Consider the following 14,711-nt stretch of genomic DNA (forward strand, 5'->3'; position numbering starts at 1 on the left):
GTCGCTCCTGTTGCTTACTGCATGTGCCAGCCGTGGCTGACAACAATCGATTGGCCTGTAAGGGCAGCCGAGGGGAAGGCAGCAAGGTGCACCGCCATTTCGGAAACATCTTCCAGTGTCGTGAACTTGCCGTCCACTGTGTTCTTCAGCATAACCTTGCTGATCACGTCTTCTTCGGAAAGACCCAGTTCTCTTGCCTGTTCCGGAATCTGCTTGTCTACCAGCGGTGTTCTGACAAAGCCCGGACATATAATATTGCTGCGCACGCTATGTTCTGCACCTTCTTTGGCGACCGCCCGGCATAAACCCAGCATACCGTGTTTCGCAGCCACGTAAGGCGCTTTCAGTGGCGAAGCCTCCAGTGAATGCACAGAACCCATATATAGCATAGTCCCGCCGCCGCCCGCGTACATCTGTTTGAGGGCAGCCCGGGTTACCAGAAAAGCGCCATCAAGATGTACATTCATCACACGGCGCCAGTCTGCATACGCAAGCTTGTGAACCGGATCAATATGCTGAATACCGGCATTGGCCACAGCGATGTCCAGGCCACCCCAGGCATTCACAATTGCAGACACGCCCTCTTCAACGGCCAATTCATCGGTCACATCCATGGCTAGCGCCATCGCCGTACCACCCGCTTTTTCGATGGCATCAACAGCTTCTTGCGCACTTTCCAGCGTGAGATCTGCGACCGCCACTCGGGCACCTTCACGGCCATAATGTTCGGCGATTGCCCGGCCGATGCCACGCCCCGCACCGGTAATCAGTGCAACTCGATTTTCGAGACGCATAGTGTTTGTCTCCCAGTTGTTATTAAAAAATCTGCGGAAAGCCGCCCGTCACGAACCGCCATAAACTTCATTTGGCAGCCAGGTTGCCAGCGGGGCAAACCAGAACACCAGAGCCAGGGCCAGCAACTGCAAGGCAATGAACGGCAACACACCCAGATAGATATGCCGGGTGGTAATACCCGGCGGGCATACACCTTTGATGTAGAAAAGTGAAAAACCGACCGGTGGTGTCAGGAAAGACGTCTGTAGGCACATGGCAAACATGATGGCGAACCACACCGGCTCCACACCCAGCTTGAACAGCACAGGTGCCACTAACGGCAATACGATAAGCGTGATCTCTACCCAGTCCAGGAAGAATCCGAGCAGAAAGGTAATGAACAGAACGGTCAGCAGCACACCCGTGGTACCGAACGGCAAACCAGTGATCGCGCCTTCAATAACCTCATCACCACCAAGCCCGCGCAGCACCGAAGCAAAGACCGTAGCACCAATAAAGATGCCGAAGATAAATGCGGAGGTACGGCTGGTCTGGTAGAGCGACTCTTTCAGGGTTTCCATATCCAGTCGCTTGCTGACAAATGCCATGATCAAAGCACCGCCAGCGCCAACGGCGGAGGCTTCCGTGGTTGTGGCGATACCGAAAAAGATCGAACCAAGTACAGAAATGATCAACGCCATCGGTGGCAACACCGCCAGAATAACGCCCAGCCAGGCGCGGGCGTCAAGGCGCTCACGGTTTTGCGGTGCGGGCGCCAGATCTTTCTTTATGTATGAGGCGATGATGATGTAAAGAATGTAGAGCATCGCGAGCATGACACCGGGGATCAGCGCACCCATGAACAACTTGCCCACGGAGGCGTCCGGGGTACCAAGCCGATCAGCCATCAACACCAGCATGATGCTTGGCGGTACCAGAATCCCCAACGTTCCGACGGAGCAGGCTGTTCCCACCGCCAGTGACTTGTTGTAGTTGGCCTGCATCATGGGCCCCAGGGACAGCATGCCCAGCAATACAACAGACGCTCCAACAATACCGGTGGAAGCTGCAAGCAACACGCCTACAAGCACTACGGTAATCGCATAACCACCGCGCAACCCGCCTAGTACCCGCACCAGGCTGTGCATCAGTTTTTCGGCGATTCCGGAACGGTCGAGCATGATGCCCATGAAAATAAACATGGGTAGCGCTACCATCAGCTCATTGGCAACAATGCCGTATATCCTGGCGTCCAGAACGCCAATAGTGCCCTGCCAGGTAAACCACAGGGGAGAATCCAGATACTCGACCATAACGTGGCCGATAATACCGAATACAAGACCAATACCCGCCAGTGACCAGGCAACCGGGAAGCCCAGCAGCAAGAGCACCATAAAGCTGGCGAACATGGCGATAACAAGAATCGCTTCTACACCCATGACGATAGCCTCGCGGTTCAGGGATTTGGATGGCCGACAGAGCGCCGGTCATCGTAGGGAGGCACAACGGCCCTGGGAAAACGGAACAAAAAGGTGGTGCATCGCGAGGCACGGGACACCAGGGCAATCATCACAAACGCCAGACCGAGTGGAAGCATACTTTTGAAAATAAACCGGTAAGGCAGACCACTGGGCGCTTGAGAGTGTTCCATGTAAGTCCAGGCCGTCCAGGCGTATGGCACCATTGAGTTGATCATCAATGCGATAATCGGCAGCGCCAGTAGCAAAATCCCCAGCAGTTCAATAATGGCTTGAGTTTTTGGGCTGAATTTTTCTCTCAACACATCAACACGTACATGGTCATCACGTACTACCGCGTACCCCAGCGTCAGTAGGGTCGCCGTTCCAAACAGGTGCCAGGATAATTCTTCAAGAGCGATGGAGCCTTGAGACATCACATAGCGCGAGAAAACGTTGATCAGAATAACAACCAACACTCCGATCCATAACCAGGAGGCAAGGCGGCCAACGGCAACGACCATTCGGTCAAGCTGCCAGGACAACGCATTGGTCGGTAGCGTATCAGTGTCGGATGCCGGGGCCTGATTATCCCCGGAGACATTGGTATCAGTCACAAAAACCTCGGATTATCCGGATGCAGGGCAGGAGGCGGGTAACGATTATCCGTTACCCGCAGTGAACATCATCCGTTGATCAGTCGGACTGGTAGAAATCCCGCGGCAAGTAGCCATTGGAGTGCCAGATGGAGTGGTGTTCCATGAAGTCGCGCTGGCTGGTCAGCACGCGATTGAACATTTCGTCCTCTGCAGCGATCTCGTCCAATACCTCGTTGGTGATTTTCTGCAGTTCGCGCAACACAGGCTCGGGGAGAGTCTGGGCGTTTACGCCTTCATTTTCGTAGTCACGAAGCGCTGTTGGCTGTGCCCACTCGCTCTCTGCAAAGCCCTTGAGCGTGGCAGATTCGCAGCCCATCTCAATGAGTGCGCGGCTCTGAGGCTCAAGTCCATCCCACACATCCTTGTTAACCAGCAGGTGTGACGTGGTCAGAGTCTGGTGCCAGCCAGGCATGATGTAGTTCTTGATGATCTGGTCCAGGCCCAGCATTTTGTCGATGGCAGGCTGCGAGAACTCGGTTGCATCAATAGTCTTACGCTCCAGCGCCTGATAAATCTCGCCACCGGGCACCATGGTTACCGAGGCACCAAGCTTTTCCAGTACCTTGCCGCCAATTCCCGCAAAACGGATCTTCAGGCCGTCGAAGTCTTCTACACCTTCAATCGGCTCTGCGAACCAGCCAGCACCTTCAGGCCCAATGATGCTGCACAGCATGGGGTGAATGTTACGCTTGGCGTAGATCTCTTCCAGCAGAGCACGGCCATCGCCCTGATAATACCAGGCCAGATAAGCTGGCGGCTCCATGTTGAATGGGGCGCCTGAATACAGCGGCAGAGCCGGAATAGTGCCCTGATCGTAGCCTACCCAGGTATAACCCGCCGGGTACTTGCCACTGCCAACAGCATCCATAATTTCAAACGGAGGTACCAGTTCATTGGGCTCGTAATAGCGCAACTGAACATCGCCACCTGAAATTGTTTTGAGATTCTCAGTCAAATGTTTAACCGGCGTTGTCAGGCCCACAAGGTGAGAAGGAAACGCCAGGGGCACCTGCCAACGGATTTTTTCAGCTGCCAAAGCATCGCTGCTGATCATGGCACCTGTCATAAGGGTTGCGGCAGTAATGCCCAGAGTCAAACCGGAAAGCTTTTGCTTGATAGACATGAAGATGATCCTTCTTGTTGTTGTATATGGCCCGGAGCTCTTTGGCCCGGTAGGCCTGGTCTGAAATCCAGCCAGAAAACACAGAAAACGCAACCGACAGTTATAAACCGGGGGTCCTACGTTTAGCGTCAGGATTATTTTCTGTGTTGTTCTGACGTCCTGCGCACTAGAATTAGCAGAGACTATGCCAATGCCAATTTTTACTTTTATATCAATAAGTTGAAAAAACAAAGGAAACGGTAGGTCACCGAAGTGTCCGAGGTGCCGGACAATATAATGCTATAGTCGTAAGTACTTGTACAGATATCAGGACACCTGTCCTGATATCAGGACATCTTGGCCAGTTTCTCGTACAGCACCGAGCGAGAAATACCCAATAGCCGGGCGGCTTTGGTTCGATTACCTCTGGTAGCAACCAGCGCTTCTTCCACCGCCTGCGCCTCTGCCTCTGCCAATATTTCCGACAAGGGCCTGACGGGCCGCGATGCCGTTTTCGGAAGCGGGCGCGCGCCAAAGCGTGGCAGTACTTTGAACATGGCGTCGGCATCCAGCACGCCACCTTCCTCACTCATGGTCAGAGCTCTCTCCAACACATTGCGCAACTCGCGGATATTCCCCGGCCAGTCGTAGCTTGCGAGCGCCGCGACACCTGCATCCGATATCTCTGCACGCATATCCAGACCCTCACTGATTTCCCAGAGCAGGGTCTCGCACAGCAGGCCGAGGTCAGCAAGCCGGTCTCTCAAAGGCGGTATGGGGATTTCCAGCACATTGAGCCGGTAATACAGATCTGAGCGGAAGCTGCCATCGGCAATCATAGCCTCGAGGTTACGACTGGTTGCCGCAATGACCCGGACATCGACCGATGCAACCTTGTTGGAACCCAGAGGCTCGACCTCCCCCTCCTGGAGAGCCCGCAACAGTTTGGCCTGCAGCGGCAAAGGCATATCGCCGACTTCATCGAGGAACAGAGTTCCGCCGTTGGCAAGCTGGAACTTTCCTTCCCGTAACTTCCGGTCTGCACCTGTGTAGGCACCTGGCGCCACACCGAAAAACTCGGCCTCCAGCAAGTTATCTGGAATGGCGGCCACATTCACACCCACGAACGGTTTTTCCGCGCGGCTCGAAACAGTATGGATCGCTTGTGCCAGCACTTCCTTTCCCGTCCCAGTCTCTCCCAGCAACAGTACCGCCATCTCACGACCGGCAGCCAGGCGTGCACGACGCTTGACCTCAAGAGCTCCCGGGCTGGCACCAACAAAATCGCCGAGGCTGTATCGTGTGCTCCTCGCTTTTTTTGCCAGCGCCTTGCGCGCAGCAGCAAGATCCTGATGCAAACGACGGTACTTGCTCACCAAGGGAGTAAGTGGTTGCAGATCATCATAGAGCACGAATGCCACCGCACCCTCAATTTCACCGGTTTCGTCATAGAAGGGTAATCGGGTAACCACCAACTGCTGTTGCTGATGCTCCATGATATCGAGTAGAAGTGGTTTGCCGGTCTCCACAACCTCGGGCATACGGGTTTCCGGAATAACCTGGCGCACCGGCCGGCCAATAGCGCTGGCCTGGCTTTTCAGGCCCAACAACTGCGAATAGCTGCTGTTCATCCAGGTAATGCGCGCCTCGCGATCAACCGCAATGGCACCGGCACTGGCTTCCTCGAACATCGGGAAGAGTGCTTCGATAAGGTCTCGGGTCAACCCGCTTTTATTTTTCTCACCGAACAACTGTGTCATGTAACGCGTACCGCCGGGGTCAATATCAATCATTATGAAGGCCCTGACACCCGGCAATGCCGGGTGTTCCGTCGGAAGTATATGGCCCCCTCCGTAAAGTGAGCAAATGAGAGGGGGAATGCGATGCTTGGATAGCCATCAATCGGGGATGCGCAACTCGTCACTTTCCAGGCTGATCAGATCGCCTGCTGGCGGGTTCATTGCAATCTCGGGCAGGTTTACCTCGGCCAGATCTGAAGCAGGGTTTCCCCTTGGCACGGCGCGGACCACCTGGCTTGGCGGCAGCGGCGTGTCGGCAGTCAGGCGCTTCCACACCAGATCCAGAGCCTGGAAATAGTAGTGATGCAGAGGGATATAACGCTCAGTAATACCCGCCAGACCGTTTAACGCGTCCAGGTGATGGGCGTTGAGTACTTCGTAATAACGAAGCTCGCTGTTATCACCTTCCACCCGCTGGTTAAGCCCGTAATAGGGCCGGGAAGCGTGATTGATCGGCAGAATTGCATCCGCACGGCCAGTCACAAACACCGCCGGCTTACCCTGCAGGTCGCCGGTGGCACGGATTTCGTCGATACCCTCGGCAATCGCTGTGGCGAGAGCTGCATCATCACCTGACAACGGATTGCCAGTGACGGCATCATGGCCCAACGCGAGGCTGTGCAAGCACAACAAGGCATCGAGACCATAGTCGGCTGTACTGCTACTGGGCGAAACGCTGGCAGGCATGGCCGTAGGCTGGCCTTCAGCATTGTCATAAACCATAACAACACCGGCGGTCGGCGGAATGCCGTTACTTATTGAAAATGCAGCGGCTTCGGCGGCGGCCGCAAACGGCGTGACTGCGCCCGCACCATCCACCGCAGCCATACTGAGGCCACAGACACGGTCTTCGACGCCAGCGCGACCATAAGCATTGGCGTAAGTCATGGAGATACTCTGGGCAACATTGGAAGCGAAGTGCACAGGCGCCAACAGATTCTGCTCGGGCTGAATGCCGAAGTCCTCGTTCAGAATACGCTGTGCCTCGGTAGCGTAATCGTCCAGAGTTGCGCTGGCTGCACCGTTGAGCAGGCCTTTATTTGCCAGGGAGTTGCAGATATTCTCGCGCACCGCCGGTGTGTTGAGGAAGTTCAGTGGTGCGTCATCGCGAATCGCTGGCGCTTGGTTCGCACAGCCCTGATAAACCGCCAGCGCTGTGGTGTATTCAAACAGGCTTCTGCTGTGATCCACTATTGCGGCAGAGCTTCCCTGATTGATAGTAAAGCTGGCATCCACAACCGGGTTTAAATTCGGCTCCGAGACCGCAACGCCATCAATCAATCCCTGAGCGTCCTGTTCGGCCGCACGAACCGATGAGCCACCACCATTGGAAACACTGGAAGCGATGACCAGCGTATTTGCGGGCGTAATCGCATTGGCTTCGTCGTCGGTGCCAAACTGCTCGTTGAGCGCCCAGAACCCAAACTCGATAGACTGCAGAACATGGCGTCCCCAGTCAGCTTCCGGGTTAACTTTCGAGTGGGCGTGTTTCCAAGCAAGCCGGTCCGGCCAGTCAGCAGTAAAATCACTGCGCTCTGTATCGCTGAGGTCAGCCCGGAACTGCACGTCTTCGTCTGCGCCGGTCAACGTGCCGTCGATACGTTGGGTAGTGTTGGTTTCCAGGTTGTGCGCACCCGTCCCGCTACCTTTGTCGGTATAGACCACGGCACAGCCCTTTTTCAGTCCCCATTCTCCGGCCGTTCCTATAGCACCATAAATTCCCCGGGATCCGGAGGAGGGCGCGGTGATCATGCAGGGGCTTTGCGTATCGAAGCTATCCGGTATCTGGGCCATAACCGTAACGGGGACATCACTGCCCGGGACCGTCATGAAGGCAATATACTCCTGCCCGGGTACCAGCCCTTCGGTGCTATTGCCCACGCCGGGGCCAAAGAAAACCCCATAGCCGCCACCCGGCGACGTATCCACTAACGCCCGATAATTATTGTAGATCGCAAGCTGGCGCAGCTCGCCAGGAGTGGGGTTGAGAGGGTCGGCGAAGGCCGGTGGAGTGGCGCTGCCCAGGCCTGTAGCGCCCAGACCGGCAGTGAGCAGGTCATCCGTAATACCATCATAAGCGGTGCGCTGGATATCACCCTGGATAAACCCGGGTACCTGATTTACCTCTGGCGTTTTGTCGTTATCGCTGTCGTTGCAGGCACTCAAACCAAAGCCTGTAGCGCCGATCAGCGTACAGATCATGAGACGTTTCATGGTCGTTCCTTATTTGTTGTTGTTAAGAACGGGTCGGGACCACGACCCGAAAGGAACCCTATGCGCCTCCTGTGCCATAATTCTATCTTTATGTTTTTACTGATTATTTTAATGAATTCTTTAGACTGAACTGCGTATTCGTCCAGATTTCCGGACAAGTTCACGGGGCCAGGCGTTCGAATTTGCATCGAAACCGCCCGCTACGGGGCCACTAACGGGAATTGTCCTGAAAACCGGACACCGTCGTGATTGTCGGACAGCCAATTAAGGCAAGCGGGTTTCTGGAGTGACACAGCGCCACGCGCTGACATCATAACGAGCAGAAAATTATCCTATCCGGATAAAAGGCAACAGGCTCAGGCCGGTAATCGCCAGTATGGCCAGGCAGGCTGCCAGGGTGCGTACCGGTTTATTCCGGAACATATGCCAGATTCCACCAGATTCCCCACTTGAACGCCGCACCTCGTAAGCCTCACGCTGGCTTTCCATGCGCTTGCGCTGATAATCCTGCAACAAGACTCTGGCTCTGTTTGCTTCCTCGTTATCATGCACCCAGAAACCACCCATGCTGATACCCCAGCGACTTGGCGGCGTCTCATAGAAACGTACCTCGTGAGCATCAAACAAGGCCCGTATTTCTTCGGCTTCGTCATCAGGCACATGGCGCAGATTCATCAGGTGGTGGGGCATGAGGGCTCGTTGTCTGGTATCGGACAGGGTAATACCGATATCCTACCATCAAAGACCAACAGACCGAATTCACAACCGGAAGCGTTCATGACAGATCACCCCCTCCACCTGCTGCTGGATTTTGATGCCTGCGCCCAGAGAGATAACGGCCAGGCCCCGGCATTTTTACACCGGAGGGACCGTAAATTTGCACTGACCTGCGAACAACAAGATGTCACGCCGGACCCTGAACGCTGGTTAGCCCACATGAACCGCCTTAGCGGCCCGGGCGCAGGAATATCGTCCGCTGAGCAGACTTTGCGCTTTTGGCGCCGGATCAACAGCGGATTTATGCTAGCGGGTACAATGTTCGGGTTACTGACCATGCTTGGCCTGCTGTTCTATGACGGCGGACAGCGCATCAACATTACCATTTTCCTTGCCTTTGTAGCCTTCCAGTTGTTACTTGCACTGCTCACTACTGTGCAATCTCTGGTTGGCTGGCAACCATGGCGCGGCCTGCTCCAACGCTTCCGGAAGAGGCCGGAACCAGCAATCGCCATACGACTCCAACCGACTCTGATGGCAAGGGCCGCACAACTGGGCGGGCTGTGTTTTACCGTGGCAGGCCTGGTGACCTTACTTGCCATGGTGGTGCTTCAGGATCTTGCCTTTGGCTGGAGTACGACTCTCGAGACCGACGCAAGCAGCTATCACCGCATGGTGTCTGCAGTCGCAGCACCCTGGGCCTGGCTATGGCCGGCCGCCGCTCCCGACCTTGCACTCGTGGAAGCCACTCGTTTTTTTCGCGCCACTGCGGCGAACAGCGGCATCAACCCGGTACGCTGGGGCCAGTGGTGGCCGTTCATCGCCATGGTCTGGACAACCTGGGCGCTGCTGCCCCGGCTCGTTCTGTTCTTGCTGGCAAACATGCTGATCCGGCGTAAAGCCCGGCAGGTTCTGGCCAGCCACCCGGCGTTACGTGCATTAATGTATCGTATGGAAACACCGACGCTTGATACCGGAAACGAACATAATGATGCTTCGGACCTGCCGGACACCGAAACCCGTCTGAGCCTGCAACCCTTACCGGATTCCGATATTGTTTTGTGCTGGGCGGGCGCCGGTGAACCGGAGCTCCCGGATACCTTGACCACAGGCAAAAGCCTGATTGCCAGAGCAGGCGGTAGAATGACCCTGGAAGAAGACCGGCAGTCACTGACGCAAATTGCCAGCTATCTGGCACAGGGGCCACGCCTGCCCGTTCTTTTGATTACCCGCAGTTGGGAGCCGCCAACGGGCGAGCTGGATGATTTTCTTGCCAGCGCCAGAGATCTTTGGCCAAAGGGCACCAGGGTTACCCTGGTGCCGCTGGCTCCCCGCATGGAGCAGGAACCAGATCCGCATCAGACTCAGCAATGGCTGAGATTTTCCGAACGCGCAGGGCCGGAATTTATAACGGTCAGCCTTATGCCGGCTTCCGGAATCGTTCCCGATACGGAAGGGGGAATTATTGAATGACGAGCGCACCCATCTTTGCTGTCGTAGGTCATCCGAACAAGGGCAAATCCAGTGTAGTGGCAACGCTCTCGCAGAACGATGCCATCGCCATTGCATTGGAGCCAGGCACGACCCGCACGCGACAGTCATACCCCCTCAGCGTGGACGGAAAGATCCTCTACACACTGGTAGACACTCCCGGATTTCAGCGGCCCAGGCGGGTTCTGGAATGGCTGGAAGCCCATAGCGTATCGGCATCTGATCACAGCGAAACCGTGCGTGCGTTTGTTCTGCAACATCAGGGCGACGGCCGTTTTACTGACGAGTGCGAACTGCTGACCCCGTTAATTGAAGGGGCCGGTATTATTTATGTAGTGGACGGCTCCGCGCCCTACAGTGCCCAGCATGAAGCCGAGATGACGATTTTACGCTGGACGGGGCAGCCCAGCCTCGCCCTGATCAACAGCATCGGATCCGACGATTACAGCGACACCTGGCAGTCCGCACTGGGGCAGTTTTTTCAGGTTGTACGCAAATTCGATGCCGTTCGCGCCCCTTTCGAGCAACATCTCAGCCTTTTGCGTGCCTTTGGCCAACTTGAGCCGGGCTGGGAGAAATCTCTGGATCAAGCAACACATCATTTGTTGGCCCAGCGTGAGCAACGCCGACACCTGGCGGCTGGCATCATTGCGAAAGCCTTGAAGGATATGATGTCATTCCAGGAAAAGCGCACACTAACGCTGGACCAGGTCGCCGGTACCAGTGACAGCACCCTTGCGGACCAGCTCCGGCAACGCTGGTATCAACATCAGCGCCAGCGGGAACAATCCCTGCGGATCGAAATCGAACACCTGTATCAACATCAAACCATCCGCCGACAGGAAGCCGAGCTGGAATGGCACAGCGACCATGATCTGTTCTCGGAAGACAGTCGCGAACACTGGGCCGTCAGCAAGCGCTATCTCGCCACCGCTGGCTTCGGGGCGGGCGCAGTCAGCGGTGCCGGCCTGGACGCAATCACCCTGGGTTCCTCACTGGGAGCCGGCGCTCTGGTAGGGGGCCTGCTAGGCGCTGCCGGAAGTTATTTTTACGGAGGGAAGCTAACGCTCCCGGTCCTGAATATCGGCCTGCTCCAGAACGGCCTGAAAACAGCCACGTTCGGGCCAGTGCAAGACAGCCAGTTCGGCTATGTCGTGCTGGGGAGGGCTGTCGACCACTGGTGGCATATAAGCCATCGCAACCACGCCGGCAGAGAGTTACTCGACCTCGAACCAGCAGATCATCACTGGCTCGAGCGCCTTGACAAAAAGAGCCGCCAGACCATTCAGCGAACCCTTGATAAGTGTCGCAAACAGCAACTTCTGGACGAAGGTCAAAAGCAGAAATTTCAGGCTGCCATAGAACAATGCATGGAGGTTTACGACAACTGGCGGTTGAACCGGACCTGAAAGGAATGTTTATACTGTAAGGCTATTCCAGCAAAAAACGAGGAATGCTCATGAAGATTGTACGGGTTAAAGACATCATTGGTACCGAGCGCGAAGTGCATGGGCCAGGCTGGACCAGCCGCCGCATGCTGCTAAAGAAAGACGGCATGGGCTTCTCGTTCCACGAGACAATCATCCCGGCAGGTGCAGAGCTGAACCTCTGGTACAAGCATCACCTGGAAGCGGTTTATTGCGTAGCTGGAAACGGCACGATCACCGACAAAGCCACTGGCGAGACCCACGAAATTTCCGACGGCACGCTGTATGCTCTCGACAAACATGATCAGCATACCCTCCGCGGTGGTACCGAAGACATGCGTCTGATCTGCTCGTTCAACCCGCCTGTTACCGGGCAGGAAGTACACGACGAAGACGGTGCGTATCTGCCGGATACCAGCGAAGACTGATCATTCTTGTCTATTGCTGAACACCCCGCAGCACCAGTAACGCCATCGCCAGCAAGCCTGCTGCCGGTGGCGGTTTTACTTTGGCTCGCCGGGGTTTACTTGCGCATCCCGATACTGATTGCGCCACCGCTGGCGCCGTTTATCGGTGATGAACTGGCACTCTCCCAGACCCTCACCGGCGCGCTGACCACGCTGCCCATCCTGATGCTTGCCATAGGCGCCATGCCCGGCTCCCTGTCGATATCACGCATAGGTCCCCGGAATACACTCGCCCTTGCAATATTAGTCATGGTCATCGGCTCCGCCGGCCGCGGCCTGGCGCCAGACACCACCACATTACTGCTCACCAGCGCCGTTATGGGCATTGGCATTGCTATGATGCAGCCCGCATTACCTGCACTGCTGCCACGATGGCTGGAGCCAAAACACCTGGCGGTCGGGTCTGCCATCTACATGAACGGCATGCTGATGGGCGAATTCATCGGCGCCGGCATCACCCTGCCTGTAATCATGCCGCTGCTGGAAAACAGCTGGCGCGCCACCATGCTGGCCTGGTCATTACCCGCATTGTTGGTCGCCGCAGCATTGTTCCTGCCCAAGCGTGACCTGGCGCGGCCCATCCGAAAAGTTGCCTGGCTACCGGATTGGAAAAACCCGCTTACTCTGAAACTTGGCCTGCTACTTGGCGTATCCGGCTCCCTGTTCTTCGGCGTAAATTCCTATATGGGCGCGTTACTGGAGCAAAGAGGCGAGTTTGATAACCTTACCGAAGCCCTGTTCTGGTACAACTTTGCTCAGGTGATTGCGTCACTGTTGATGCTGAAAATGGCCCGCTATTGGGTAGGCAGAAAGGCACCACTAATCACCGTGCTGATGCTCAGCCTGCTGGGCACGATAGGAATGCTGTTATTTAGCGGATGGTGGGCAATCGCCAGCGCGACAGTCATGAGTCTCACCGCTGGCATAATGCTGATCATGTTGGTGGCATTGCCGCCGCTACTGGTGCCAGCCAACGAAACCGGTCGGCTATCCGCCGGCAACTTTCTGGTGGGCTATACTCTGGCGTTCACCGTGCCCATGCTGGGGGGTCTGGTATCAGACTGGACTGGCGACGTAACACACGCCATAGCGGTAATGATTGCCTACGGCGTACTTGCCTTTCCTATAGCGGTCAAACTTAACCTTCAACGTCAATAAAGCCCTGCCTAAGATCGATGGTGCAGGGCTGGGGTGCGGGGGTGTCTTTTCCTCTGGGAAAAACAACTCGCTGCGCTCAGACATTTTTTCCCGGCGGAAAAGACACCCCCACACCCCGGCCTTCGAACTTTAGATATAGTAGTCCTTTAACGGCGGGAATCCGTTGAACTCCACGGCGCTGTATGTTGTTGTGTAAGCCCCCGTGGACAGCCAGTACATTCGGTCACCGATAGCCAAATTCAACGGCAGCGGGTATTTGTGATGCTCGTACATTATGTCGGCGCTATCGCAGGTAGGTCCCGCAACCACGCAATCCTCACCTTCACCTTTTTTGTCCGTCCAGATGGGGAATTTAATCGCTTCATCCAGCGTTTCAATCAGCCCATTGAACTTGCCCACATCAGTAAATACCCAACGGTGCAAAGCCGTACGGGACTTACGGGCGATCAAAACCACTTCGCTCACCAGAACACCCGCGTTGGAAATCAGCGACCGGCCTGGCTCGATAATGATCTCAGGCAGATCATCGCCAAAGTCTTCCTTCAGGAACCGCGTGATCTCAGACGCATACACACCCAACTCATTGGTCCGGTTGATGTAATTAGCTGGAAAACCACCACCCATATTGATCATCTTCAACTCGATACCGTCTTCTTCTTTCAGACGTTCGAAAATGACCTTCACCTTATTCAGAGCCGAGTCCCAGGCACCGATTTCGCGCTGCTGGGAGCCCACGTGGAATGACACACCGTAGGGCACCAGGCCCAGATCACGAGCGAGAATCAGCAGATCCATGGCCATATCAATCTCGCAGCCAAATTTGCGCGAAAGCGGCCAATCTGCCGTTTGCGTGCCATCAGTCAGAATGCGCACGTACACCCTTGAACCGGGAGCCGCCTTGGCAATGTTACGCAAATCTGCCTCGGAGTCCGTGGCAAACATACGCACACCCTTTTCATAGAAAGTGCGAATATCCTGCGCCTTCTTGATGGTGTTGCCATAGCTGATCCGGTCGCCGGTCACGCCCAGCCCCATCACCTTTTCCAACTCATACACCGACGCAATATCAAAACTCGCACCCTTGTCCCGCAGCATGGTCAGAACCTGGGGAGCCGGATTGGCCTTCACCGCGTAATAGACATTGGCATAGGGGAAACCTTCCACCAACTCATCGTACTGCCGATCGATAGTGGCGGTATCAATCACCACAAACGGTGTCTCTTTGGTATCTGCAAACGCTTTGATCCGGTTAAAGGTCTCGGCGGTGTAGTAATCTGCGATGTTAACGTTGGCTGACTCGGTCATTGATGGTGTGTCCCTCCTGAGGGAATACAGCTTGGGCGCCGGCGCCAGAAAGGCCCCGACAATAATCGCGATAATCGGGCTTTTCTCCCCCCTCAGATATGAGCATATCTACCCATTTCCCAGACTTTGATGAGAAACCTC

Annotated in this window: 12 protein-coding genes; 4 read left to right on the top strand and 8 right to left on the bottom strand. The window is 55.6% G+C overall.

Annotated features, from left to right (window positions below; all coding sequences use genetic code 11):
- Positions 1-14 precede the first annotated feature (14 nt).
- From Q4606_RS13330 to Q4606_RS13360, 7 genes are all read right to left on the bottom strand, one after another.
- Positions 15-794 (bottom strand): 3-hydroxybutyrate dehydrogenase, encoded by a 780-nt coding sequence (locus Q4606_RS13330; RefSeq protein ID WP_303595315.1) that lies wholly within the window; start codon positions 792-794, stop codon positions 15-17.
- Between the two features lie 48 nt (positions 795-842).
- Positions 843-2,213, bottom strand: coding sequence for a TRAP transporter large permease subunit (locus Q4606_RS13335; RefSeq protein WP_303595314.1), 1,371 nt, complete (start codon positions 2,211-2,213; stop codon positions 843-845).
- Between the two features lie 17 nt (positions 2,214-2,230).
- Positions 2,231-2,755 carry a TRAP transporter small permease subunit gene (locus tag Q4606_RS13340; protein ID WP_368502317.1) on the bottom strand — a complete coding sequence of 175 codons (525 nt, stop codon included), beginning with the start codon at positions 2,753-2,755 and terminating at the stop codon, positions 2,231-2,233.
- Positions 2,756-2,927: 172 nt separating this feature from the next.
- Positions 2,928-4,013, bottom strand: coding sequence for a TRAP transporter substrate-binding protein (locus tag Q4606_RS13345; protein ID WP_303607828.1), 1,086 nt, complete (start codon positions 4,011-4,013; stop codon positions 2,928-2,930).
- 326 nt (positions 4,014-4,339) lie between these two features.
- Positions 4,340-5,752, bottom strand: a complete 1,413-nt coding sequence (locus tag Q4606_RS13350; protein WP_303595503.1) for a sigma-54-dependent Fis family transcriptional regulator — start codon at positions 5,750-5,752, stop codon at positions 4,340-4,342.
- 138 nt (positions 5,753-5,890) lie between these two features.
- Positions 5,891-8,005, bottom strand: a complete 2,115-nt coding sequence (locus Q4606_RS13355) for a 3-hydroxybutyrate oligomer hydrolase family protein (RefSeq protein ID WP_303607829.1) — start codon at positions 8,003-8,005, stop codon at positions 5,891-5,893.
- Positions 8,006-8,332: 327 nt separating this feature from the next.
- Positions 8,333-8,695 carry a DUF6164 family protein gene (locus tag Q4606_RS13360; protein ID WP_303595310.1) on the bottom strand — a complete coding sequence of 121 codons (363 nt, stop codon included), beginning with the start codon at positions 8,693-8,695 and terminating at the stop codon, positions 8,333-8,335.
- 87 nt (positions 8,696-8,782) lie between these two features.
- Here Q4606_RS13360 and Q4606_RS13365 point away from each other — a divergent pair, with 87 nt between their 5' ends.
- The 4 genes from Q4606_RS13365 to Q4606_RS13380 are packed head-to-tail and all read left to right on the top strand — an operon-like array spanning position 8,783 to position 13,265.
- Positions 8,783-10,195, top strand: a complete 1,413-nt coding sequence (locus Q4606_RS13365; protein WP_303607830.1) for a DUF2868 domain-containing protein — start codon at positions 8,783-8,785, stop codon at positions 10,193-10,195.
- Positions 10,192-11,622 (top strand): GTPase/DUF3482 domain-containing protein, encoded by a 1,431-nt coding sequence (locus Q4606_RS13370; RefSeq protein ID WP_303607831.1) that lies wholly within the window; start codon positions 10,192-10,194, stop codon positions 11,620-11,622. Before Q4606_RS13365 ends, Q4606_RS13370 begins: the two co-directional genes overlap by 4 nt.
- A gap of 50 nt (positions 11,623-11,672) precedes the next feature.
- Positions 11,673-12,068 (top strand): ectoine synthase, encoded by a 396-nt coding sequence (locus tag Q4606_RS13375; protein ID WP_014869413.1) that lies wholly within the window; start codon positions 11,673-11,675, stop codon positions 12,066-12,068.
- Positions 12,069-12,074: 6 nt separating this feature from the next.
- Positions 12,075-13,265, top strand: a complete 1,191-nt coding sequence (locus Q4606_RS13380; RefSeq protein WP_303607832.1) for a CynX/NimT family MFS transporter — start codon at positions 12,075-12,077, stop codon at positions 13,263-13,265.
- Between the two features lie 129 nt (positions 13,266-13,394).
- On the opposite strand, the gene Q4606_RS13385 is transcribed toward Q4606_RS13380, so the two are convergent.
- The gene (locus tag Q4606_RS13385; RefSeq protein ID WP_303607833.1) at positions 13,395-14,570 is read right to left on the bottom strand and encodes a type III PLP-dependent enzyme; all 1,176 of its coding nucleotides are present in this window, start codon (positions 14,568-14,570) and stop codon (positions 13,395-13,397) included.
- Positions 14,571-14,711: the final 141 nt, after the last annotated feature.

Source organism: Marinobacter sp. 1_MG-2023, from assembly GCF_030549045.1.
Taxonomy (GTDB): Bacteria; Pseudomonadota; Gammaproteobacteria; order Pseudomonadales; family Oleiphilaceae; genus Marinobacter.

What these genes read in the sequence shown, in the direction of transcription:
- Q4606_RS13335 (WP_303595314.1), bottom strand. Translation starts at nt 2,213, where the DNA reads ATGGGTGTAGAAGCGATTCTTGTTATCGCCATGTTCGCCAGCTTTATG.
- Q4606_RS13330 (WP_303595315.1), bottom strand. Translation starts at nt 794, where the DNA reads ATGCGTCTCGAAAATCGAGTTGCACTGATTACCGGTGCGGGGCGTGGC.
- Q4606_RS13340 (WP_368502317.1), bottom strand. Translation starts at nt 2,755, where the DNA reads ATGGTCGTTGCCGTTGGCCGCCTTGCCTCCTGGTTATGGATCGGAGTG.
- Q4606_RS13375 (WP_014869413.1), top strand. Translation starts at nt 11,673, where the DNA reads ATGAAGATTGTACGGGTTAAAGACATCATTGGTACCGAGCGCGAAGTG.
- Q4606_RS13365 (WP_303607830.1), top strand. Translation starts at nt 8,783, where the DNA reads ATGACAGATCACCCCCTCCACCTGCTGCTGGATTTTGATGCCTGCGCC.
- Q4606_RS13355 (WP_303607829.1), bottom strand. Translation starts at nt 8,005, where the DNA reads ATGAAACGTCTCATGATCTGTACGCTGATCGGCGCTACAGGCTTTGGT.
- Q4606_RS13370 (WP_303607831.1), top strand. Translation starts at nt 10,192, where the DNA reads ATGACGAGCGCACCCATCTTTGCTGTCGTAGGTCATCCGAACAAGGGC.
- Q4606_RS13385 (WP_303607833.1), bottom strand. Translation starts at nt 14,570, where the DNA reads ATGACCGAGTCAGCCAACGTTAACATCGCAGATTACTACACCGCCGAG.
- Q4606_RS13350 (WP_303595503.1), bottom strand. Translation starts at nt 5,752, where the DNA reads ATGACACAGTTGTTCGGTGAGAAAAATAAAAGCGGGTTGACCCGAGAC.
- Q4606_RS13360 (WP_303595310.1), bottom strand. Translation starts at nt 8,695, where the DNA reads ATGCCCCACCACCTGATGAATCTGCGCCATGTGCCTGATGACGAAGCC.
- Q4606_RS13345 (WP_303607828.1), bottom strand. Translation starts at nt 4,013, where the DNA reads ATGTCTATCAAGCAAAAGCTTTCCGGTTTGACTCTGGGCATTACTGCC.